Here is a 22,312-nt window from a genome sequence, read left to right as displayed (position 1 = left end):
CGTTCTCCATACTCGAGTTGTACCGTCCCGTGGTCCCTTCCGTCGGACGTATCACCTGGGATAGTTTTATACGCCTCACCGAAGCAACCCCATACTGTGAGATCACATGACACAAAAAGTTAGCGTCGACGACGAACTGGCGAGAGACTTCCTCGAGGAGATGCTCCGCATCGACGTCTTCGAGGAGGAGACGAAAGAGCGGTTCGGAGAGGGAGAGATTCCGGGATTCGTACACCTCAGTGGCGGTCACGAAGGATCACACGTCGGAATGGGCGCCGCGATGGACGACGACGACTGGCTGGCCGTCGGCGGCGCCCGGCTGATCGGACAGTACATCGCGAAGGGCGTGCCGCTCCCGGAGATCATGGCGGAACTCTACGGACGCGTCGGGGGATCGAACGAGGGTCACGGCGGTCAGATGCACGTCTCCGACGTCGATCGGCGGCTGTACGGGCACGCCGCGACGATCGGCTCCGGGCAGAACCCGGCCGTCGGACTCGGGCTCGCCGAGGAGATGAAAGGCACCGACAACGTGGCGGTGACGACCATCGGCGACGGCGGAACGAGCCGCGGCTCGTTCCACACGGCGCTCGTCTTCGCCGCGTACTGGGACCTGCCGGTCGTGTTCGTCATCGAGAACAACGAGTGGGCCATCTCGACGCCCGCCGAATCGCTGTCACCGGACCGCCTCTCGGACTACGGCATCCCGCACAATATGCCCACCGAGAGCATCGACGGGAGCGACGTCGAAGAAGTGTACCACACGGTCTCCGAGGCGATCGAGCGCGCCCGTAGCGGCGAAGGGCCGACGGTCATCGAGAGCCGCGTCGTCCGCCTCGTTCCGCACTTCGAGGGGGACAAAGAGACCTACCGCGACGAGGAAGCCTACGAACGGGCCAAGGAAGAGAAAGATCCGATAGAGAACTACCGGGAGCGACTGCTCGAGAACGGCGTCATCACCGAGGCCGAACTCGAGGATATGGTCGCGAACATCGAAGCGGAGGTCGAGGAGGCCGTCGAGTTCGCTCGCGAGAGCCCGGAACCCGAACCGGAAGCGGCCTACGAACACGTCTACAAGACACCGCTCTACGGACAGGGTGATCGACGATGACGCGAGAGATCACGTACGTACAGGCGATCGCGGAGGCGATAGACGAGGAACTGCAGCGGGACGAGGACGTCGTCCTGTTCGGCGAGGACGTCGAGGAGTTCGGCGGGAACTTCGGCGAGACCGAGGGACTCTACGAGAAGCACGGTCGCGATCGCGTGCGGAACACGCCGCTGTCCGAGATCGGGATCGCGGGCATGGCCCTCGGTGCCGCCGTCGGGGGGATCCGTCCGGTCGCGGAACTGCAGTTCGCGGACTTCGCGGCGACGGCGGGCGACGAGGTGTTCAATCAGATCCCGAAACAGCCCTACGTCAGCGGCGGGCAGATCGAGGCCCCGCTCACCATCTTCGCGCCGTCCGGGGCCGGGATCGGTGCGGGCGCACAGCACTCCCAGTCCGTCCACTCCTGGCTCGGGAACGTCCCGGGGTGGGTCGTCGTCACCGCGACGACGCCGTACGACGCGAAGGGGCTGTTCAAGAGCGCCATCCGGGACGACAATCCCGTCTTCTTCCTCCCGCACAAGATGCTGAGCGAGACGAAAGGCGAAGTCCCCGAGGAGGAGTACACGCTTCCGCTCGGGGAGGCCGCGGTCGAGGAGGAAGGCGAGGACGTCACCGTCGTCGCGACCCAGCTCATGTTCCACCGCGCGAAGGAAGCCGCGGCGCAGGTCGACGCCGACGTCGAGATCGTCAATCCCCGGACGTTCGCCCCGCTCGACACCGAGACGATCGCCGAGAGCGTCCGGAAGACGGGGCGGCTGGTCGTCGTCGACGAAACCGTCGAACGCTACGGGACACAGGGCCACATCGCGAACGAAATCGTCGAGAACGACTTCTTCAGCCTCGACGCGCCGCCGAAGACCATCGGGGTGAAAGAGATCCCGATTCCGCTGAGTCCGCCGCTCGAGCAGGAAGCCCTGCCCTCGGCCGATCGCATCGCCGACGGAATCGAGTCGCTCTTCTAGGACCGTCGGCTGCGACTCCGTTCACCGAGCGTCCAGCCTTTCGACGATCGACGCGGGTGAGAATTTAAATAGAAGGGTGAACCATGGTAGCAAACATGGTAGACGTAGTACGGATTCCGAAGCTCGGGCTGAGTGACTACGGCGATCTCGTCGCCTGGGAGTTCGATACGGGCGACCGCGTCGAGGAGGGAGACGTCGTCGCCGTCCTCGAGTCCGAGAAGGCCAGCGCCGAGATCGAGGCGCCGGCGAGCGAGGTCTTGCTCGAGCAGTACGTCGAGGAGGGCGAAGAGATCGCCATCGAGGTGGGCAAACCGCTCGCGGTGATCGGCGAGGAGGGAGAGTCGGCGCCGTCGGTAGCGGAACTCGAAGACGACGGCGGAAGCGACGACGGCCGGTCGAGTGCCGATGAGGCGGCAGCGAGTCCGAACGCCGGCTCCGCCGGTGCGGAGGCAAACGGCGGCACGGCCGCGGCGGCCGCGGACGTCAAGGCGACGCCGCGGGCCAAGCGCCGCGCAAACGACGAAGACGTCGACCTGACGGGGATCGACGGAACGGGACCCCAGGGAGCGGTCACCGAGAACGATATCGAAGCGTTCCTCGAGAGCGGCGACGGAGCGTCGGCAGGGGGCGGCGACGAGTCCGATTCCGACGGCGGATCGACGGCGGACGTCAAGGCGACGCCGCGAGCGAAGCGCCGAGCGGAAGAAGAGGGCGTCGAACTGTCGCGAGTCGACGGGACGGGTCCGCAGGGGGCGATCACCGAGGACGACGTGGTCGAGTTCGCGAGCGGCGGCGGTGACCACGGGCCCGACGCGTCGGCGTCCGCGAGCGGCGAGTCGTCCGGTGACGGCCTCACCGTGACGGACTCGCGGGAACTCACCGGCGCGCGGAAGACGATCGCGGAGCGTCTGAGCGAGAGCGCTCGAGAGAAGCCCCACGTCATGGGGACGCGCGAGATCGGCATCGAACGGCTCGAGGAAGTCACGGACCGACTGCAGGAGAACGGCGTCGACGTCTCGTTGAACGACCTCGTGCTTCACTTCGTCGGCCGGACGCTCGAGGATCTCCCCGAGTTCAACGCCCACTTCGAGGACGGGGAACACCGACTCATCGACGAGGTCAACGTCGGCTACGCGGTCGACAGCGAGAAGGGGCTCGTGGTGCCGGTGATCGACGACGCGCCGAATCGCGATCTCGAGGAGTTAGCGTCGGAACGGCGTAGGCTCGTCGACGCGGTCCTCGAAAACGAACACGAACCGTCGGATCTCCAGGGGGGCACCTTCACCGTCACCAACGTCGGCGTCTTCGACATGGACGTCTCCTACTCGATCATCAATCCGCCACAAGTCGCGATCCTCGCGCTCGGTCGCCGCAAGCCGATGCCCGTCGAGCGCGACGGCGACGTCGAATTCGAGCGCGGGATGACGTTCAGCCTGACGATCGATCACCGGGCCCTCGACGGCGCCGACTCGGGCGCGTTCCTCGACCGGCTCGCCGAGTACCTCGAGTACCCCGGTCGAGCGTTCGACGCCGTGTAGCACGGGGCGCGACGGACCGGACCCCGAGTCGGTCGCTCTCAGGGCACCAGATCGGTGCCCGCGAAGACCGCCTCGTGGAACCGCTCGTTTTCCGCGACTCGGTCGGGCGGGAACAGGCACATGACGTGATCGACGCCGAGGTCCTCGAGGGACCGGAGTCGCTCCCGGCACGTCTCGGGCGGCCCCGCGACGGCGAAGCGGTCGCCGAGGTACTCCCACACCTCGTCGTCGATGTCGGAGAGCGCATCGGCTTCCTCGTCGCCGTGTTCCTGCATGTCGTGTGCGTCGACGAGCGCGCGGAGATCGGCCTGCACGTCGTCCGGCGCTTCCTCGACGGAGAACGTGAAGTTGTGGTAGGCGATCGGTTCGATGACCGACTCGAGCTTCTCGACCGCCTCCGCTCGAGTCCCAGCGACGCAGGTCGGCGTGAGCGTTACGATATCGATGTCTTTGAGGGATCATCCGGCGCGTTCCGCCCCGCGGCGGACGTTCGCCAGTCCGAGGTCCTCGACCGTCTCGGGGTTCGGCCCGCCGCCGAAGATGACGCCGTCAGCCACTTCGCCGGCCATTCGAAGCGTCTGCGGCCCCTCGGCGGCGACGTAGGTCGGAACGTCTCGCCGCCGCGACTCGAGGCGGAAGGGTTCGCCGCCGAACGCGACTTCCTCGCCGCGGAGTAGCCGCCGGATCTTCCCGGCGCTCTCCGCGAGTTCGTCGACCGTGGCCGGCTGTTTGCCGACCGAGTAGACGGCGCTATCGCCGGCGCCGATCCCCAGGACGGTTCGGCCGTCGGCAACTTGATCCAGCGAGGCGATCGCGTTCGCCGTCACGGAGGGATGTCGGCTCTTCGGGTTGGTGATTCCGGGCGCGAGCGTCAGTTCGTCGGTCGCCCTCGCACACGCCGTGAGCGTGACGTAGAGGTCGGTGTAGAGCTACTGGGAGTCGATCGCCCAGAGGGCGTCCCAGCCCCAGCGCTCGAGCGAGCGGGCGTACTCGGTCGCGTCGGCCACCGAATCGGTGGCGACGAACCCGCCGAAGTTCATGGCTCGTCGGGTTGGTAGCCGTAGACCTCGCGGGCGCGCTCTTCGGTGAGCAGCCCCTGCTCGACGTCCTCCGCGACGGCTTCGGGGTCGCGGTCCTCGGGATCGCCGTATCCACCGGGCGTCGCCGAGACGAGCGTGAGCGTTTCGCCGGGCTCGAGTACGCCGGACCCGTTCGGCGGGACGTCCTTCTCGTCGCTCGAGGACGCGGTCGTCGCTCGGTTGCCCGGCCGACCACCGCGGAACCCCGATGGGTCGTCATCGGCCCGGCCGGAGGTGAGCGCGAAGTACACCCGCCGCTCGGTCGGATTGTGGTACGACGTCCGCATCGCCGGGCCGGACCGGTGTTCCCCGGCGCCCTCGCTGTCGGGGACGAGCGCCGTCTCCTCCCAGCGGAGGGGGCTGTACCGTTCGAACATTTCGATCGGTGTGTTCTGGCCGTTGTACGGGAAGTAGACGCCGGGGATGCCGTCCTTGTCGGCGCTGGGCGGAAGGCCGCCGGCCGTCCCGCCGACGGCGATGAACTCGTCGCCGTTCTCGTCGGCGCCCGAAAACGGCGCAAGCTGAATGCCCGCCATCTCGGAGAGCGCCGATTCGGGGACGACCTGACCCAGCGCGCGGATGAGCGCGTCTTCCGCTCGCGAGTACGTGAGGTGCCGTCCCATCGTGGCCTTCGGCCGATCGCAGTTGAGAATCGATCCCTCCGGAGCGGTCACCTCGATCGGCCGGAAGAATCCCTCCGCGTTCGGCAGATCGGGGACGAGCATGCACTTGACGATGTACTCGGTGATGGTGACGATGTTTCCGAACGGGCAGTTGATCCCGCCCTCGACCTGTGCCGACGTCCCGGTGAAGTCGACCTCGAGGTCGTCGCCGTCGATCGTCGCGGCGACGCAGATTTCGAGGTCGTGGTCGGCGATGGCGAACTCGACCGACTCCTCGTAGGTGCCGTCGGGCAGATCGGCGAATCGCTCCCGGAGCGCCCGTTCGGTTCGGGTGATAACTTCGTCGGCGACGCGGTCGAACGTTTCGGGGCCCCGTTCGTCGACGATTTCGCGAACTCGTTCCTCGCCGACCGTGTTCCCCGATCGCAATGCCTCGAGGTCTCCGAGCGCCTGATGGGGGATCCGGACGTTGCTCCGGATGACGGAGTCGATAGCGTCGTTTCGCTCGCCAGCCTCGTAGAGTTTCACGGGCGGAACGAGGAGTCCCTCCTCGTACACCTGTTCGGCGTCAGTCGACCAGCCGCCGCGGTTCCCGCCCACGTCGTCGGTGTGTCCCAGACTGCCGACGATGCTGACGAGGTCGCCGTCGTGGAAGACGGGGTTCAGAACGACCACGTCCGACAGGTGGCCGCCCCCGCTCCAGGGATCGTTCGTGATGATTGTGTCGCCGGGCTCGAGCGTCTCGGGCGGGAAGTAGTCCGCAAGGATAATCCTCGTCGTCCGGGAGAGCGCCCCCGAGAGAACGGGGACGGACTGGTCCGAGAGGCCGATCGCGTCGCCGTCGGCCGTCATGACTGCCGTCGAGGCGTCGGCCCCCTCTCGAATGGAGAAAGAGTACGCCAGCCGCTCGGCGGCGTCGTACATCTCGTCGGCGGTCGCTTGGAGTCGGTTCCACAGCACCTGCGTCTCGAGGCCTGCCGAATCGGTCGCCCCGGTGTCGTTCGTTCCGCTCATAGTTCGATGGTGATATCGTAGTTGTCGGCCACGGTCACGCTCGAATCCGGATCGGCGACGACCGTCGTCTGGTCGGCCTCGACGACGACAGGGCCCGCTATCGTCTGGCCCGCTTCGAGCCCGTCCCAGCTGTAGATGTCGGTCGTGACCGTTCCCTCTTCGGCGCCGAAGTAGACGTCGCGGCTGGTCGGTTCGTCGCTCCCGTCGTCGGGAACGGCGAGCTGTGCGGTCTCGGCGTCGCGGCCACCCTCGCTGAGTTCGAGCCGGTACGTGAGGACTTCGACGGGGAACTCGAGCGTTTCGCGGTTGAACGTCTCCCGGTACGTCCGCTCGAAGGCCTCGCGAGCGACGTCGGGCGTCACCTCGTCGCTGTCGTACCCCTCGAGGGGGACCTTGATCTCGTGGCCCTGGTCGACGTGGCGCATGTCGAGGCTGAGCGACGCCTCGGTCTCGTCGGGGTCGATGCCGGCCCGCTCGAGAACGGCCGCCGCCTCCTCGCGGAGGGCGTCGAACTGTCGCCGGAAGTCGTCGGTAGACAGCGTCTCGAGGACGGCCTGGCTGGTCGAACTGGCCTCGTACATGCGCGGCGCTTCGGTGAGTCCGATCGAGGAGCCGACGCCCGCGCCGTACGGGCAGACGACCTCGTCGATGTCGAGTTTGCGGGCGACCCGGAACGCGTGCGAGGGCCCCGCACCGCCGAGCGCGGTCATCGAGAGCCCGCGCGTATCGAGCCCGCGGGAGGCGGCGTATCGCCGGAACGCCGTCGCCATGTTCTCGTTGACGACCTCGAACACCCGCCACGCCGCCTCCGTGACGGAGACGCCGAGCGGGTCGGCGAGGCGTTCCTCGAAGATCGAGCGGGTCTTCTCCGCGGCCAGGTCCATCCGTCCGCCGTAGAAGTTCTCCGGGTTGAGGTAGCCGAGCAGGAGCGACGCGTCCGTCACCGTCGGATCCTCACCGCCCCTGTTGTAACAGATCGGGCCGGGGTCGGATCCGGACGATTCCGGACCGACTTCGATGAGTCCGACGTCGTTCACGGCGGCGATCGAGCCGCCGCCGGCGCCGATCTCGGTCAGGTCGATCAGCGGCGAGACGAGGTCGTAGCCGCTGCCTTCTTTGAACCGGTGGACGCGAGCGACGTCGGCCTCGTATTTCATCCGCACGTCGCCGTCTTCGACGATCGAGCCCTTCGCAGTGGTGCCGCCCATGTCGAACGAGAACACGTCGTCGTTGCCGTGGTTCTCGCCGAAGATGCGCGAGGCGAGGACGCCCGCCGCCGGCCCGGACTCGACGAGCCGAATCGGCTCCGCCTTCGCCGTTCGAACGTCGACGATACCGCCCGACGAGGTCATCATGTAGACCTCGCCCGCGAACCCCTCCGATTCCAGCTCCGAGCGGAGGAACTCGAGGTAGTCCGCCACGACGGGCGCGACGTAGGCGTTGATGACGGTGGTCGACGTCCGCTCGTACTCCCTGATGACCGGGACGACCGCCGAGGACAGCGAGACGTTCAGGTCGGGGTATTCCTCCGCGATGACGTCCGCCACGATCCGTTCGTGTTCGTCCGATTCGTAGGAGTGGAGCAGCGAGACGGCGACGGAGTCGACGTCGTGGTCCTCGACCAGCGTTCGGGTCCGCTCGCGGACTTCCTCGCGGTCGAGCGGTTCGACGACTTCCCCCGCGTCGTTCAGCCGCTCGTTCAGTTCGAGCCGGCGCTGGCGGGGGACCAGCGGATCGGGGTACTCCATCTCCCAGTCGAACATGTCGTACCGCGATCCGCGCCGCAACTCGAGCGTATCGCGGATCCCGTCGGTCGTCAACAGTCCCGTCGTCGCGCCGGTCCCTTCGATGAGCGTGTTCGAGACCAACGTCGTTCCGTGAATAACGGTGTCCAACTCTCCGAACGCGACGCCGTTCTCCTCGAGGATCCGGTGGGCACCGGTCAGCGCCCCCTCCGCTGGATTGGCCGGCGTCGTCGGCTCCTTGTCGACGGTGACGTCGCCGGACTCCCGATCGACCAGCGTGAAGTCCGTGAAGGTCCCGCCGATGTCCATGCCAAGCGTATACATGTACTGTTCGTCTCCGGTGTCCACAGCCGGTCCAATATATGTTGTGGTAACTGTTATCAATGGGCTACAGCGGCGAGGGCTGTACGGGACGAGGAGTACCGGCGGAGCGGTCGCTTCGGAACGGGGCGGTTCTCCGAGGGGTCGAGTCTCGGTCTCTCAGAGACGGTCGTCCTCGATGATGGCGAGCAGGTCCTCGATCAGCCCCGGGACGGGGTACTGGAACCAGGCGTTGCGGACGTCGTCGCTCGAGCCGGTCTCGTACTGACTGGCACCCCAGCAGCAGATGGTGAGCATGACGAACGCCGAGAACGCCTGCCAGTAGCGGACGCGCTCGCGGTCGACGGTCCGTCCCGTCCGGCGCTCGTACTCGTCGTAGAACCACTCCCGCTCGAGCAGCGAACAGGCCAGTTCGGGCCGCTCGATCGGCTCGACGAGTTTTCCGGCGAAGTACCGCGTACTCGCGTAGCCGAGGTCGAACAGGGGATCGCCGACGCGGGCGAACTCCCAGTCGAGCAGCCCGGTGATCCGATCGCCGTCGATGAGGGCGTTGCCGATCCGGAAGTCGCCGTGGACCAGCGTCGTTTCGGGAACCGTCGGCGCGTTCGCGCGGAACCAGCGGATCGCCTCCTCGACCGCCGGCTCCCGCTTCAGTTCGGCGCTCCGGTACAGTTCCTCCCAGCGGTCGATCTCGCGAGTTACGACCTCGTCGGGCGGGACGTCTTCGATCCCCGGAATCGCCGCGCCGTCGATCGAATGGACGCCCGCGGCGGCGTCGACGAACCGGTTCGGAAGGCGTCGGTCGTCCGAGTCCCACGCGTCGTACAAGTCCTGCCGGTCGCGCGGATCCCACGTGATCGGCGGCTCCCCCTCGAGGTGATCCATGACGAAGAGGCCGCGTCCGAACGGCCCGCCGGTCTCGTCGAACCAGCGAACCCGCGGGACCGGAACGGGTGCGTCTTGCGCCGCCGCGACCGTCTCGTACTCCGTCCGAATGTCGTTGCCGGGCAGCGACTCGTCGTCGATGTCGTGCTGGAGTTCGTTCTCGGCTCGCAGGACGAGCCGTTCGGTCACCTCGTCGCCTCCCTCGCGATAGCGAGCCGTGAACGACACCGTGTCTCGAGACCATCCCTCGGTGTGGGCGACGACGTCGTCGACGGTCACGCCCCCGTCGCCGAGTGTCCCGGAGAGATACGTCGAGAGCGCGTCGGACGAAAAGTCCGTCATTCGTCGTCCTCCCGGCCGAGTAGTCGGAGCTGCTCGTCGACGCGCGTTCGGAGGAAGTCGTACAGCGGTCGCCGGGCAACCGCCGCAGCGTCCCCGTCTAACTCCGCGTCGATCGTCGTCAGGACGTCGTCCGCGACGGCCACCAGCGTCTCCTCGACGTCTCTCGTCGGTCCGTCTGCGGTCTCGAGGTCGCTCCGAGCGTCGTCGACCGCAGTTCGCACTGCCGACGAGCCGACGTCGTGTCGATCGAGTGCCGACTCGAGTTCGGTCAGGCTCTCGCGGAGGGTTCGGCGCTGTACTCGAACGGCGGCCTCCCGCCCACCGACGTCGCCGGCCAAGAACTGGAGCGTCGACGCCATCGAGCCGACCTGTGCGTGGACGAACTCGTCGTCGGTGACGGCGGGTCGGACTTCCTCGCGGGTGAACGCCGCGAACCGGTCCAGTATCAGCTCCGGATCGAGGTATGGCATACCTTGGTATAGTACGGTATCGTTACAAAAAACTGCGGGTCACCCCTACCCGAGGTAGTCGAACAGGTGCCCGGCGACGTTGCGCTTCTGGATCTCCTCCGATCCCTCGGTGATACGGTAGCGCCGGTGGTGACGGTAGACGTGTTCGAACGGCTTGTGGCGCGTGTACCCCTGTCCGCCGTGGACCTGCATCGCCCGGTCGGCGGCGTCACACGCCAGCAGGTTCGCGCGGTAGTTCGCCATCGAGACCTTGTCGCTGACACTCTGTTGACTGCCCTCGTCGAGTTGCCACGCCGTCTTGTACACCAGGTTTCGAACCAGCTCGGCCTCCGTGTGCAGGTCGGCGAGCGGGAACTGGATCCCCTGTCGCTTCGCGAGCGGTTCGTCCCAGGTGTGGCGGTCCTTCGCGAACTCGACCGCCTCGTCGATACAGTACTGGGCGGCCCCGACGCTCGAGGCGGCCTGCCTGATGCGGCCCTCGTGGACGAAGTACGACGCCTGCTGGAGCCCTTTCCCTTCCTCGCCGAGGATCGCGTCGTCGGGAACGCGAACGTCGTCGAGGGTCACCTCGGCGTGGTCGGTCGGCATGTTGAACGTCCAGTGGAAGTACTCGACGTCGACCCCGTCCGCGTCCGTCGGCACCCAGAACGCGGTGATCCCTTCGTGGTCGCCGTCCTCGCCGTCGGTCCGAGCGAAGATGACGTCGTAGTCGGCGGTGTGCATCCCGCTGTTCCAGCGCTTGGCGCCGTTGATCACCCACTCGTCGCCCGCTTTCTCGGCCGTGGTGTCCATGTGCGTCGCGTCGCTGCCGTGTTCGGGTTCGGACAGGCCGAACGCGGCGGTGGTCTCGCCCTCGATGAGGTCCTCGAGGTGGCGCTCTTTTCGCTCTTCGCTCCCGAACTCGAGTACCAACTCGGCGACGTTGAAGTTGCCGACGACGGCGGCCTCCTGCTGCAAGACGTTGTGCAGGCCGACGCCCTTGCTGGCGAGGTGTTCCCGAATCACCGCCATTCCGAGGTTGCTCCCGTCCCGGCCGCCGTACTCCTCGGGAAGCATGTACCGGTAGAACCCGGCTTCGTCGGCGCGTCGGCGCATCTCCTCGAGCAACGCCTCCCACTCGGCCGTCGGCGTACCGTCCTCCCAGTTCGTCCGCGCGTCCTCGCGTCGATGATCGAAGAACCGGTCGTGTTCCCGCTGGAGGGGTTCGATCTCCGCTTCGATGAACGCGTCGAGTTCGTCGAGCAACTGCTGGAGCGGCTCCGGGATCCCGAAATCCATACATAGTGACATTCGGAGCTGATACATTAGCGTTCGGGTGGGACAGCGGTCCCGTTCGGTCGCCCGCGAACCGGTCGACGGACGCGTTCGGACTCGACGGCGTCCCCCCGAGGCGAACCGTTAATATCCGGGACGGTGACCACGGACCATGTCCGGACTCGTTCGGTCGAGAGACGAGATCGAAGCGATTCAAGAACGGATGGCGGAGAACCGATTCTACGACGCGAAGCAGGTGGCGATCAGGTTTCGCACTCGCGAGTCGACTGTCGAGCGGATTCTCCCGCCCGGTCTGGAACCGATCGAGGACCCGGTGATGCGAGCCGACGTCGTCGACGTCGGACGCAGTAACTGCGTCGGCTCGTTCCGCGGCGGCGGCGTCTACGTCCGTGCGCAGCACGACGGCCACGTCGGAGAGTACTGCGTAACCATGCCGATGTCGACGGAGGAAGCGATCGCGTGGGGCCGAGAGCTGTTCGGCGAACCGAAGACGAAAGCTACCATCTCGCTCGAGCGCACCGGCGACGAGGTGCGCGGGCGAGTGAGCCGTCGAGGCGAGTCGCTCATCGAGATCGACGCGACTATCGACGCGAAACGGGAACCCGAACCGACGTCGCAGACGGTCTATCACTACAAGGCACTTCCCGACGCGACCGGGCGGGGGTTCCAGTTCGACCCGACGCTGGTGCGGGTCACGTTGGACAGCGATCTCGCCGCGTACGAGTCCGGTACCGGATCGCTTTCGCTGGGCGAGGGCCCGAACGGCCCGCTCAGTGACCTCGAAATAGCGGAAGTCCTCGGCGCGTCGTACACCGAAGCGGACTTGCGCACGACACAGGAGAACGTGACCACCGTCGACCCCGAATCGTTCCTCCCGTACGCCTTCGGGGCCGGACGCAGCAACGACTGGCTCGAGTTGGACAATCTGTCCGACTGAGCCCACAGTGTTGGCCGCTGTCCGGGTCGTCTGCGGTGGCTCCGTCCTTGTCCGGCGATTCCACTGTCCTGACTGCGCTGTGTTGATCGACCACGAGATCGCTCGAACCGAGGATCCGATCCTCCACGATCTGGAGACCGATCTCGAAGCGCTCCGAGCGCGAACGCACCGGCGAGGACACCTCGCCGATCCACCGCACCGAGCCATAACTTTTTGAGTTATGTTATCATCAAACACTATATGGACGGACTCACAGTCGGCTACCTCGCGGAACGGAACGCGCGTACGCAGCCGGACGGCGACGCCGTCGTTCAACGAGCGGACGGTGAGCGAACCGAGGCGGAGACCTTCGAGGAACTCAACCGCAGGGTAGATCAACTGGCGAACGCGCTCGCGGAACGGGGTATCGAAGCGGGAGCGACGGTCGCGACGTACACGGGGAACCGAATCGAGACGATCGAGAGCTATCTCGCGACGATGAAGCTCGGTGCCTTGCCGGTACCGATCAATCATCGGTTCAAAGCCGGCGAGGTGAACTACGTTCTCGAGGACAGCGACGCGGCGCTGTGTATCTTCGACGAGGCCGGCCGCGAGACGATCGCCGGCGTCCACGACGAGTTCGATTCGCCGGTCGAGGAGTACCTGCACGTCGGTGAGTCGACACCGGCGTTCGCGACCGACTACGAGACGGTACGGGACGACGCGTCGGCCGATCCCGTCGACGTCGTCCCCGCCAGGGCCGACGAGGCGGCCATCATGTACACGAGCGGGACGACCGGCAAGCCGAAGGGCTGTGTCCTCACGCACGATAACGTCGTTCAGGCAGCGGAGAACTCCCTCTACGAGGTGAACCTCTCCCGCGACGCCCGGTTCATGGTGGTGACGCCGCTGTTCCACATCGCCGCGTTCGGGTTGTTCATGATGTCGTTCTACGTCGGCGGGACGACGATTCTGGTCGACGACTTCGAACCGGCGTCGGTCCTCTCGGTCCTCGAGGACGAGTCCGTGACGGCGACGTTCATGGTCCCGATGATGAGCCGTGCGGTGCTGTCGGCCGACCCCGAGTCCTACGACCTCTCGTCGTTCGAACACTACATGACCGGCGCGGCGCCCTCGGAGCGCTCTCTCAAGGAGGCGATCATCGAGACCTTCGACTGTAACCTCTACGACGTCTTCGGTCAGACCGAACTCTCGCCGTCGACGACGATGCTGCGCCCGGAGAACGCGCTCGAGAAGCCCGACAGCGTGGGGCGACCGATCATCAACGTCGAAGTCAAGGTCGTCGACGAGGCCGGCAACGAGGTCGAGACCGGCGAGGCGGGACGGATCGCCTACCGCGGTCCGACGGTGTTCAAAGAGTACTACGGCATGCCGGAGCAGACGACCGAGGTGTTCGACGACGATTGGTTCGTCTCCGACGATCTCGTCCGGATGGACGAGGACGGCTTCGTCTACTTCGTCGGCCGGGCCGACGACATGATCATCACCGGCGGCGAGAACGTCCATCCCGCGGAGATCGAGGAGGTACTCCACGACCTCGAGGGGGTAGACGAGGTCGCGGTCGTCGGCGTCCCCGACGACCAGTGGGGCGAACGGGTGAAAGCCGTCGTCGTTCCCGAAGACGGAGCCGCGCTGTCCGAGGACGACGTCGTCGACCACGTCGGGGCGAACCTGGCCGGATTCAAGAAGCCCCGCGAGGTCGAGTTCAGAGACGAGCTACCGCGGAATCCCACCGGCAAGGTGCTGAAGAACGAACTCGCCTGACCCCCGCTCGCGGACCGCCGATCAGGGCTCCACGACGAGCTTCCCGACTGCGTTGCGATCCGCCATGTCGGCGAACGCCCGATCGGCTTCCGCGAGCGAGTATCGCTCGTGGACGACCGGCTCGAGGGTTCCGTTTTCGACGAGTTCGACGCCGCGACCGATCACGTCCACGCAGTCTGGGAGTGTGATAAACCGGTGATCGCGGCGGTCGACGGCTACTGTCTCGCCGGCGGAAGCGATCTGGCGATGGCGTCCGACCTCGTGATCGCGACCGAGGAATCGTCGTTCGGCTACCCGGGATTGCGGATGGCCGGGGTCCCGCCGACGCTGGTCTACCCCTTCGTCACGAACCTCCACGAGGCGACGGAACTGCTGCTCTCCGGCAAGGTTGTCGACGCGCAGCGAGCGGCGGAGTTGGGAATGGTCAATCGCGTCGTTCCGCGGAACCGACTCACGGAGACGGTCTTCGCGGAGGTCGAGGAGATCCGGAAGATGCCGGGCGCGAACGTCGACGACGTTCGCGTCGGCGATCGGATCACGTTGAATATGGTCACTGCCTGCCACGACTGCCGCTACTGTGCGGACGGCAAGTACCACCTCTGCGAGCAGGGGGACGGCGGCGTCGTCGCCAGCCGGGGATTCGCGGATCGGATCGTTGTCCCGTCTTCGATGGCGGTTCCCGTTCCGGACGAGGTGTCGCTTCGCCACGCTGCGCTCGCGGAACCCCTCGGCGTCTCGCTTCGAGGCGTTCGCCGATCGGGCCTTGAGCCGACCGATCGCGTCGCGGTGTTCGGCGCCGGTCCGATCGGTCTCGGCGTCGTCGCCGGCGCTGCCGCGGCCGGTGCCCGTGAGATCTACGTCAGCGAACCGCGAGCGGCCCGTCGAGAGGCCGCGGCGGCGCTCGGAGCCGACGTCGTCATCGACCCGACTGCCGTCGACGCCGTCGAGGAGATTCAACGGGACACTGACCGCGTGGACGTCTCGTTCGAGTGTGCCGGAACGGCCGCGACGCTCACGGACGCGCTCCGGAGTACCGCGTACGGGGAACGGGTCGTCGTCCTCAGCGTTTTCGAGGAGGAGGTCCCGATCCACCCCAACGACGTCATGCAGGCGGAGCGGGAACTCGTCGGCTCGTTCGGGTTCCAGGGCGGCCCGCTCGCCTCGCGGTCGGAGTTCGCGACCGCGCTGGACTACGTGGCCGACGGGCGCATCGATCCCGAACCGATGATCTCCGGAACCGTTTCGCTCGAGGAGACCGAATCGGCGTTCGAGCAGCTTCGCGATCCCGACAGCGATCGTATCAAAGTACTCGTCGAGCCCTGATGCGAGTCGCGGTCGCGCCGTCGGTCACCGGTTCAGCGTGTGTATCGCCCGTCCGAGCGCGTTCTCGCAGGCCTCCATGACCGCCTCCGAGAGCGTCGGGTGCATGTGGACGGTGCCGGCGACGTCCTCGAGCGTCAGTCCCGTCTCGACCGCCAGTCCGAGTTCGCCGATCAACTCGGACGCCTCCGGACCCGCGATCTGTGCGCCGAGGAGTCGGCCGCCGTCCTCTCCGGCGACGACGCGGACGAACCCGTCCGTCTCCGACAGCGTGAGCGCTCGGCCGCTGGCGTCGAACGAGAACTCACCGACGACCGGTGAGTGGCCGGCGTCGCGCGCTTCCGCTTCCGTCAGTCCGACGGTCGCGATTTCCGGATCCACGAACACCGCCGTCGGGATCGCGGCGTCGCGAAGCGCGGCGTCGCCGCCCGACGCGACCTCCGCGGCGACGAGTCCTTCGGCGATCGCCTCGTGTGCGAGCATCGGTTCGCCGGCCACGTCACCGACCGCGAAGACGTGATCGCGACTCGTCCGCATCCGATCGTCGGTCTCGAGGAACCCGCCATCGGTCGGCGCCACGCCGACCGACTCGAGGTCGAGCGTATCGGAGACTGGCTCCCGACCGATCGCGACGAGGAACTTCTCGGCGGTCATTTCGAGACTGTTCCCGTTCGTCCCGTCAGTCGAGAGGGTGACGGTCCCGTCGTCCGCTCGAGTCCAGTCGGCCGCGACCTGACCGAACCGGAAGTCGACGCCCACCGACTCGGCCCGCTCCTTGACGGGCCGAGTGAGATCCGATTCGTACCCCGGTAACACGTCGTCTTCCATCTCGATGACCGTCACGTCCGTCCCGAGCTTCGCGAACACCGTCGCGAGTTCCGTCCCGATGTAGCCCGCCCCGACGACGACCAGCGAACGCGGCGCCGTCTCGAGCGCCAGCGCCTGCCGGGAGTTCAGAATCGGATCGGCGTCGAACGGGAATTCCGGGAGTTCCATCGGTCGACTCCCGGTCGCGACGATCGCGTTTTCGAACTCGAGTTCGGTGGGGGACCCGTCCCCCGAGGTGATTTCGGCGGTGTGGTCGCCCATAAAACGCGCCGTTCCCTCTCGCAGGGTAACGCCGTTCGCCTTACAGAGCGTTTCGACGCCGCCCGTGAGCTGGTCGACGACCTCGTTTTTCCAGCTGATCATCTCGCCGACCTCGACGAACGGCTCGGCGTAGATCCCCATCCGAGAGGCCGACTCGAATTCGGTGACGAGGTTCGATGCGGTCAGCAGCGCCTTCGAGGGGATACAGCCGTTGTTGAGACAGGTCCCGCCGATCCCGTCGCGGTCGACGAGCGTGACGTGGCAGTCGCGTTGAGCGGCGCGAATCGCAGCGCTGTAGCCGCCCGGTCCACCGCCTATCACGAGAACGTCAGTCGCTACCATACGCGGGAATCGTTCGAATCGCTTATAGTGGTTTGTGATCGCCGGGTTCGAAGGGCCGCTTCGCTGTCGCCTATTCGGGCCGACGTCGTTCTCCGTCTGACCGGCTCTCGCCAAATAAACTCTTTTGAGTATTACTTTCCGTTGATTTTGGTACTCGAATTGACACTCCCGAATATAACGACCTTAGTCCGTTATTTCATTCGGTCGAGAAGGGCGATTCCGATCAAAACCCAACTATCGTCGTTGGACACCGAAAGTAACCGAACTCGAAACGCGACGACGGAGACGACGGAACCCGGGACGGGTTCCGGACACGGTGGTCCGACTCGTCGATTAGAAGGCACTGTCTATAGTAGCCACTGAAACGATTTACACACTGATCGTGACGACATCGCGCGATCAGGTGTGCAATGACTTCCAGTGGCTACTATAGTTTAGCACCTCTGTTGGCGTCTGTCCGTTGAGTGGCTGGTGCGGTCGCTGCGTGTTATAGTAGTGTACAAACTGTTCAAGTAACTCTCTGACGGCCGCCCGACTGCCCACCCATGAATTATCGAAGCGGTCAACCCGCATTTTGAGGGTATGAAACCACTTTTCGATCTGGTTTCGAGCAACGTAGTCGAGGTGACCGTTTAATCCGAAACGAGAGACGGCAGTCAGATAGCCAGCACCATCGACGAGAACGCAGCCTCGGAGAGATCGTGTTTCCCGGCGAGTCCATGCAGAAACGCAGCAGTTGGATCGGTGCCTGCCGTCCGAAGAGTGCGAGATCAAGAAGGAGTTTCGTGCCAGGTCTATTGCAGTATCCGTCCAGATCGATCACCGTTAATACTGACAGCGGTTTCGTCAACCGCGACCCGCGACGGCGAAGCGGTCGGCGGGTCTGTCATGCTATCATCCAGCCAATATATTTACTGCTAGATCGCTTAATGAGAACGTTCGATACCGAGTGAACGAAGAATTGCTTGTGTCTATCGAAGTGAACAACCGGTCGCGTGGAGTCGGACGGCGAACGCTCTGATGGGCGTCGCCGTTCGCTCACGCTCCCGATATTCATCAAATTCCGCCGCGTAGCACTCGCTGAGCAGGTCTGCAAGCATAGTCCAAACTCACTCTACGATCTGCTCGTTCCTCAAACTGCGCTAAGTAGACGGTGCCTGAATCGGCGAAATGAACCCGACGTAATCCGTCGCTCTACACGACGTCTTTCGCGTGCAACTCGTCTATCTGCTCGCTGGTGTACCCGATCGCCTCGAGGATGTCGTTCGTGTGTTCGCCGAGGTCCGGCATCCGATCGGTTGTCGTCTCGAGGTCGCCGAACGAGATCGGGTTGTCGACGTACGGGACGGGACCGTCGTCGGTTTCGAGTTCTTTCACGAGGTCGAGGTGTTCCGTCTGGGGGTGATCGAGTACGTCGTCGAGTTCGTTGACGTCGCCCCACGGAATGCTGCTTTCGGAGAGGAGATCGGCCCAGTGATCACGGGGCTCGCTTTCGATGACCGATTCGATCGTGGACTCGAGTACGTCCCTGTTGTCGATCCTGTCCTCGTTCGTCTCGAAGCGGTCATCCGTGAGGAGGGCGGGACGGTCGATGATATCGACGCAGAACTCCTTCCAGTGGGCCTCGCTGAGGATTGCGAAATTGACGTACTGGTCGTCGGCCGTTTCGTACGGGCCGTACGGTGTGATCAGGTGATGACGCGTCCCCATTCGCTCGGGGAGTTCGTCGTTGTGCCAGTACTTGTGTGGGAAATAGCCCATCCAGGAGAGCATGCCCCCGAACATCGTGACGTCGATTTCGTCGCCGTTGCCCGTCCGTTCGCGATGGAACAGCGAAAGCAGCGTGGCGATCGTCCCGTAGGTCGCGGCGTTGATATCGCAGATACTGATCGGGATTTTCGCCGGTTCGTCGGGCGACCCGTTCAGGAGAATCGCGCCGGATTCGCCCTGCATGACGAGATCGTACGCTTTTCTGTCGCTGTACGGGCCGGTTCGACCGTATCCGGAGATGTTCAGATAGATCACATTCTCGTTGATCTCCGAGACGGAGTCGTAATCGACCCCGAGCCGCTCGACGACGCCCGGCGCGTAGTTTTGGACGACGATGTCCGCTTCGGCGGCGAGTTCGGAGAATATCTTCGATCCGTCGTCGGACTTGAGATCCAACTCGATGCTGAGCTTGTTTCGGTCGACCCAGACGTGGGCCGACGAGTCCCCGTAGACGGCCGAGTCCCAGTGTCGGTTGACGTCGCCGACGTCGGGACGTTCGACCTTGATCACTTCGGCGCCGAAATCGCCGAGCATCCGGGTACACAGCGGCGCACTCACGCCGCTCTCGAGGCTGAGAACGGTGATATCATCTAACGCGAGCATCGGTGCCCCCGTTTCGGTGGTCGCTTTTGGCCGGACGGCGTAGCGTCCGTGCGGGTACCCACGGTCTGAGCGACCGTCGACGGTTTCGCACGAAGGAACGAAGGTCCCGCTCGAACGGGGTAGCGAGTCCGCTTGCTACAATCGAACATACTGATGCGATTTCACTCGTCGACACACATATTCTTGTCGGATACGGCGGTCCCGCTCTCGACCCGACATTGGACCACGATACGTCCCGCCGGATTCCGGTTCGAACGGTACATTTTTGAGCGTCGTTTGAGATTTCACGGGTATGGTGGTAGGTATCAACGATATCGAGACCGTCGCAGTGATCGGTAGCGGACAGATGGGTCGCGGCATCGGTGCCGTGGCCGCGCTGGCCGGCTACGAGGCGTACATCAACGATATCGACGAATCACAACTCGAGGAAGCGAGAGAACAGATCGAGTGGTCGTACGAGAAGTCCGTCGAGAACGGGGCCGCGGCCGAGTCGGAGATCGACGACGCGCTCGAGCGCCTCTCCTTTACGACCGACCTCGAGGAGGCGGTCGGCGACGCGGAGTTCGTCACCGAGGCGGCGGTCGAGCAGCAATCGGTCAAGGAGGACGTCTTCGAGAACCTCGACGAGACGGCTCCCGAGGACGCAATCCTCGCGACGAACACGTCCGGGCTCAACATTACCAGGCTCGCCGAGACGACGGACCGCCCCGAGCAGGTCGTCGGGACCCACTGGTTCAACCCGCCGATGCTGATGGAACTGGTCGAAGTGATCATGACCGAACACACGCCCGACGGCGTGGCCGACACCGCCGAGGCGCTCGTCGACTCGTTCGATAAGACGCCGATTCGGTGCAAGATCGATATCCCCTCGTTCATCGTCAACCGGCTGATGCGCCCGTACGGCGAGGGGCCGGCCTGGATGGTCTATCGAGGCGAACACTCGATCGAGGAGATCGACTCCGCGATGAAGTACGCGGAGGGATTCCCCATGGGGCCGTTCGAACTCGCCGACTATACGGGCGGCATCCAGCTCCGGGTCGAGGGCGAACAGGACCACCTCGAGGACGATCGGCCGATGTCCTACGACACGGAGGTCTGCCCGATCCTCCATCAGCTCTACGACAAGGGGCGATACGGTCGAAAGGCCGACGCCGGCTACTACGACTACGACGAACGCGACGAGCCGCAGATCGCCGTCGATGCGGGCCAGGGCTTCGACACGCTGCTCGTCTGGGCACCGATCATCAACGAAGCCGCCAAAATGGTCGAAAACGACGTCGCCAGCGTCGAGGACGTCGACACCGGTGCCCGCCTCGGCGGGAATTGGCCGATCGGCCCGCTCGAGAAGGCAGACGAAGTTGGCACCGACGTCGTCCTCGAGAAGCTAACCGAAGTCGCCAGCCGCCACGGGGACACGAACAAACTCGCCGAGACGCTGCCGTGTGACCTGCTCGTCGAGAAGGCGAAGAACGACGAGACGTTCTACTGACCGCTTGCGATCGCGATCGAGGACCGTCGGTTGGTTTCCCGTTTTCTGCCGTGATCGCGGGAGTTCTCGGTGAGCGTGCCGTCTCCGTCCCTACATGAGGTCGCCGGATACAACTACACTGCCTACCGACAGTAACTCGTCTCCACTTCCCGTACTGGAGGGCGTAGTATGATACTTTGTTCCGTATATAGAAACCGCCTTATCTCGCCGATACTCTCACTACGTTCGGCTGCTAGCGCACGGCGGTGGATTCACGCATGAATATCTTCGTTCCGTTCGTCCGAACTGGACACTGGGGCAAAGACCCAGCGCGTGCGAGACGACCCAGTTTTTACAACCATATAGATGTAAATACTCCTCGATACTCTCCTCGTCATCGATCGTAGATTCGATAAATGCCGGATTTAACGCCAGCTGAGTCGATGAAAAGGCGAATTCCGAAATGCGGAACGTATCGACACTCGATACGCCGCTACAGAACGACGCATGAATACGTTCTATAGTAGCCACTGAAACGATTTGCACACCGGTCGCATAGCCGTTATACGATCGGCTGTGCGTTGACTTTCGGTGGCTACCCTCGTCCGCGGCCGAGTCGCCGTCAGTTCAGCAGCGACGGCGCACCGCCGCGTTTGAGCCACCGGGCGATCGTATTCTTCTGTACCTCGTCGGTCCCGCCGGCGAACCGCCAGCCGCGCTGGAGTCGGTACAGGTACTCGAGCGGGTGCCCCTGCTGGTAGCCGTTCGCCCCGCAGATCTGGAGCGCTTCGCTGATGACTGTCTCGGCGGTCTGTCCCGAAAAGAGGTTGGCCGCGCCGGTCTGTAGGGGATCGGGCACGCGGCCCCGTGCCACTGCGTCCTCGGCTGCCCGGTACGTGAGCGCGCGAGACGCCTCGAGGTGTGTCACCATCTCGGACAACTTCCACTCGAGGCCCTGGAACTCGGCAATCGGCTGCCCGAACTGTTCGCGATCCTGAGCGTACTCGAGCGCGTGTTCGAGCGCGGCCAGCGCCCACGTGTTCGAGATCGACGCGACGGCGAGTCGCTCCCAGTTGAGGGCCTTCAGCTGTTCTTTGAAGGCGTCTTCGCCGCGGGTGAGGACGTTTTCGGGCGGAATCACGACGTCTTCCATGTAGTAGTGGGTCTGTTCGTGGCCGGCCATGTTCGTGTAGTGGTTGCTCACTTCGACGCCGGGGTCGTCGAAGTCGACGATGACGGTGCCGAGTCCGTCGGGGAACTTCACCCACGTCACGCCCCGCCGACGCCTCGTCGAAGCGTGAGACCCACGTCTTCTCGCCGTTGAGAACGAGGTCGCCGTCGCGTTCCTCGATCGTCGTGTTCATCGAGTGAACGTCGGAGCCGGCCTCCGGTTCGGAGATACAGATCGCGATGAAGTCATTCCCCTCGGTCAGCGGCGGGAGATACGCCGCCTTCGCTTCGGGCGTTCCGAACATATCGATCGCGCGCGGAGCGACCATATGCAGCGAGTTCAGGAACGACGCCGTGTCCGGGCAGACCCGACCGACCGCTCGTTGAGGAGCATCGCTTCGAACTCGGACATCCCCGCGCCGCCGTACTCTTCGTCGAAGTTGATCCCGAGGAACCCGTGTTCCGCCAGCGTTTCGAGGTTCTC

General features: G+C 64.9%; 18 protein-coding genes and 2 pseudogenes. 8 read left to right on the top strand and 12 right to left on the bottom strand.

Annotated elements, in window-relative coordinates; translation table 11 throughout:
• Positions 1-106 precede the first annotated feature (106 nt).
• The 3 genes from A6E15_RS17605 to A6E15_RS17595 all read left to right on the top strand — a co-directional run bounded on the left by A6E15_RS17605 (position 107) and on the right by A6E15_RS17595 (position 3,611).
• Positions 107-1,111 (top strand): thiamine pyrophosphate-dependent dehydrogenase E1 component subunit alpha, encoded by a 1,005-nt coding sequence (locus A6E15_RS17605; protein WP_076148466.1) that lies wholly within the window; start codon positions 107-109, stop codon positions 1,109-1,111.
• The gene (locus A6E15_RS17600; RefSeq protein ID WP_076148464.1) at positions 1,108-2,073 is read left to right on the top strand and encodes an alpha-ketoacid dehydrogenase subunit beta; all 966 of its coding nucleotides are present in this window, start codon (positions 1,108-1,110) and stop codon (positions 2,071-2,073) included. Before A6E15_RS17605 ends, A6E15_RS17600 begins: the two co-directional genes overlap by 4 nt.
• Before the next feature lie 95 nt (positions 2,074-2,168).
• On the top strand, positions 2,169-3,611 hold the full coding sequence (locus A6E15_RS17595) for a dihydrolipoamide acetyltransferase family protein (RefSeq protein WP_175607293.1): 1,443 nt from the start codon (positions 2,169-2,171) through the stop codon (positions 3,609-3,611).
• 38 nt (positions 3,612-3,649) lie between these two features.
• Here the strand turns inward: A6E15_RS17595 and A6E15_RS21515 are convergent.
• The 6 genes and pseudogenes from A6E15_RS21515 to A6E15_RS17560 form a co-directional block, all read right to left on the bottom strand.
• Positions 3,650-4,519 (bottom strand): annotated as a pseudogene (locus tag A6E15_RS21515) (LLM class flavin-dependent oxidoreductase); the annotation flags it as partial.
• 128 nt (positions 4,520-4,647) lie between these two features.
• Complete coding sequence (locus A6E15_RS17580; protein WP_076148460.1) at positions 4,648-6,327, bottom strand: hydantoinase B/oxoprolinase family protein; 1,680 nt, start codon at positions 6,325-6,327, stop codon at positions 4,648-4,650.
• Positions 6,324-8,396, bottom strand: coding sequence for a hydantoinase/oxoprolinase family protein (locus tag A6E15_RS17575; protein WP_076148755.1), 2,073 nt, complete (start codon positions 8,394-8,396; stop codon positions 6,324-6,326). The genes A6E15_RS17580 and A6E15_RS17575 overlap by 4 nt, the downstream gene beginning before the upstream one ends.
• Positions 8,397-8,552: 156 nt before the next feature.
• A complete protein-coding gene (locus A6E15_RS17570; RefSeq protein WP_076148459.1) occupies positions 8,553-9,620 on the bottom strand; it encodes a phosphotransferase family protein in 1,068 nt (355 codons plus the stop codon).
• Positions 9,617-10,090, bottom strand: a complete 474-nt coding sequence (locus tag A6E15_RS17565) for a hypothetical protein (protein ID WP_076148458.1) — start codon at positions 10,088-10,090, stop codon at positions 9,617-9,619. Before A6E15_RS17565 ends, A6E15_RS17570 begins: the two co-directional genes overlap by 4 nt.
• A gap of 45 nt (positions 10,091-10,135) precedes the next feature.
• Positions 10,136-11,368, bottom strand: coding sequence for an acyl-CoA dehydrogenase family protein (locus A6E15_RS17560; RefSeq protein ID WP_076148457.1), 1,233 nt, complete (start codon positions 11,366-11,368; stop codon positions 10,136-10,138).
• Positions 11,369-11,516: 148 nt separating this feature from the next.
• Between A6E15_RS17560 and A6E15_RS17555 the strand changes: the two genes are divergently transcribed.
• From A6E15_RS17555 to A6E15_RS17545, 3 genes are read left to right on the top strand one after another with little or no spacing between them, the layout of a single operon-like run.
• Entirely contained in the window at positions 11,517-12,302 is a 786-nt protein-coding gene (locus A6E15_RS17555) for an acetoacetate decarboxylase family protein (RefSeq protein WP_076148456.1), read from the top strand.
• A 7-nt stretch (positions 12,303-12,309) separates the two neighbouring features.
• Entirely contained in the window at positions 12,310-12,519 is a 210-nt protein-coding gene (locus tag A6E15_RS21925; protein ID WP_076148455.1) for an acetone carboxylase subunit gamma, read from the top strand.
• A 23-nt stretch (positions 12,520-12,542) separates the two neighbouring features.
• Positions 12,543-14,066 carry a class I adenylate-forming enzyme family protein gene (locus tag A6E15_RS17545; RefSeq protein WP_076148453.1) on the top strand — a complete coding sequence of 508 codons (1,524 nt, stop codon included), beginning with the start codon at positions 12,543-12,545 and terminating at the stop codon, positions 14,064-14,066.
• Between the two features lie 21 nt (positions 14,067-14,087).
• On the opposite strand, the gene A6E15_RS21510 is transcribed toward A6E15_RS17545, so the two are convergent.
• Positions 14,088-14,231, bottom strand: a complete 144-nt coding sequence (locus A6E15_RS21510; RefSeq protein ID WP_245800606.1) for a zinc-binding dehydrogenase — start codon at positions 14,229-14,231, stop codon at positions 14,088-14,090.
• Here A6E15_RS21510 and A6E15_RS17530 point away from each other — a divergent pair.
• A complete protein-coding gene (locus A6E15_RS17530) occupies positions 14,175-15,389 on the top strand; it encodes a zinc-binding dehydrogenase (protein WP_084177405.1) in 1,215 nt (404 codons plus the stop codon). The two genes, A6E15_RS21510 and A6E15_RS17530, sit on opposite strands and share 57 nt — an antisense overlap.
• Before the next feature lie 24 nt (positions 15,390-15,413).
• On the opposite strand, the gene lpdA is transcribed toward A6E15_RS17530, so the two are convergent.
• The 3 genes and pseudogenes from lpdA to A6E15_RS17515 form a co-directional block, all read right to left on the bottom strand.
• Positions 15,414-16,817: a dihydrolipoyl dehydrogenase gene (gene lpdA / locus A6E15_RS17525; RefSeq protein ID WP_076148451.1), complete on the bottom strand. Its 1,404-nt coding sequence runs from the start codon at positions 16,815-16,817 to the stop codon at positions 15,414-15,416.
• A 399-nt stretch (positions 16,818-17,216) separates the two neighbouring features.
• Positions 17,217-17,917 (bottom strand): annotated as a pseudogene (locus A6E15_RS20130) (IS6 family transposase).
• Positions 17,918-18,011: 94 nt separating this feature from the next.
• Positions 18,012-19,190, bottom strand: a complete 1,179-nt coding sequence (locus A6E15_RS17515; RefSeq protein ID WP_076148450.1) for a CaiB/BaiF CoA transferase family protein — start codon at positions 19,188-19,190, stop codon at positions 18,012-18,014.
• A 292-nt stretch (positions 19,191-19,482) separates the two neighbouring features.
• Between A6E15_RS17515 and A6E15_RS17510 the strand changes: the two genes are divergently transcribed.
• Positions 19,483-20,679: a 3-hydroxyacyl-CoA dehydrogenase gene (locus A6E15_RS17510; protein WP_076148448.1), complete on the top strand. Its 1,197-nt coding sequence runs from the start codon at positions 19,483-19,485 to the stop codon at positions 20,677-20,679.
• Between the two features lie 601 nt (positions 20,680-21,280).
• On the opposite strand, the gene A6E15_RS21505 is transcribed toward A6E15_RS17510, so the two are convergent.
• Positions 21,281-21,931, bottom strand: coding sequence for an acyl-CoA dehydrogenase family protein (locus A6E15_RS21505; protein WP_076148446.1), 651 nt, complete (start codon positions 21,929-21,931; stop codon positions 21,281-21,283).
• Positions 21,932-22,168: 237 nt separating this feature from the next.
• Entirely contained in the window at positions 22,169-22,297 is a 129-nt protein-coding gene (locus A6E15_RS21495; RefSeq protein WP_277612961.1) for an acyl-CoA dehydrogenase family protein, read from the bottom strand.
• Positions 22,298-22,312: the final 15 nt, after the last annotated feature.

This window comes from Natrinema saccharevitans, from assembly GCF_001953745.1.
GTDB classification, from domain to species: Archaea; Halobacteriota; Halobacteria; order Halobacteriales; family Natrialbaceae; genus Natrinema; species Natrinema saccharevitans.
This window is presented reverse-complemented; position numbering and strand designations above follow the sequence as displayed.

What these genes read in the sequence shown, in the direction of transcription:
- A6E15_RS17575 (WP_076148755.1), bottom strand. Translation starts at nt 8,396, where the DNA reads ATGTATACGCTTGGCATGGACATCGGCGGGACCTTCACGGACTTCACG.
- A6E15_RS17510 (WP_076148448.1), top strand. Translation starts at nt 19,483, where the DNA reads ATGGTGGTAGGTATCAACGATATCGAGACCGTCGCAGTGATCGGTAGC.
- A6E15_RS17515 (WP_076148450.1), bottom strand. Translation starts at nt 19,190, where the DNA reads ATGCTCGCGTTAGATGATATCACCGTTCTCAGCCTCGAGAGCGGCGTG.
- A6E15_RS17600 (WP_076148464.1), top strand. Translation starts at nt 1,108, where the DNA reads ATGACGCGAGAGATCACGTACGTACAGGCGATCGCGGAGGCGATAGAC.
- A6E15_RS17560 (WP_076148457.1), bottom strand. Translation starts at nt 11,368, where the DNA reads ATGGATTTCGGGATCCCGGAGCCGCTCCAGCAGTTGCTCGACGAACTC.
- A6E15_RS17565 (WP_076148458.1), bottom strand. Translation starts at nt 10,090, where the DNA reads ATGCCATACCTCGATCCGGAGCTGATACTGGACCGGTTCGCGGCGTTC.
- A6E15_RS17570 (WP_076148459.1), bottom strand. Translation starts at nt 9,620, where the DNA reads ATGACGGACTTTTCGTCCGACGCGCTCTCGACGTATCTCTCCGGGACA.
- A6E15_RS17545 (WP_076148453.1), top strand. Translation starts at nt 12,543, where the DNA reads ATGGACGGACTCACAGTCGGCTACCTCGCGGAACGGAACGCGCGTACG.
- A6E15_RS17595 (WP_175607293.1), top strand. Translation starts at nt 2,169, where the DNA reads ATGGTAGACGTAGTACGGATTCCGAAGCTCGGGCTGAGTGACTACGGC.
- lpdA (WP_076148451.1), bottom strand. Translation starts at nt 16,817, where the DNA reads ATGGTAGCGACTGACGTTCTCGTGATAGGCGGTGGACCGGGCGGCTAC.
- A6E15_RS17605 (WP_076148466.1), top strand. Translation starts at nt 107, where the DNA reads ATGACACAAAAAGTTAGCGTCGACGACGAACTGGCGAGAGACTTCCTC.
- A6E15_RS17555 (WP_076148456.1), top strand. Translation starts at nt 11,517, where the DNA reads ATGTCCGGACTCGTTCGGTCGAGAGACGAGATCGAAGCGATTCAAGAA.
- A6E15_RS17580 (WP_076148460.1), bottom strand. Translation starts at nt 6,327, where the DNA reads ATGAGCGGAACGAACGACACCGGGGCGACCGATTCGGCAGGCCTCGAG.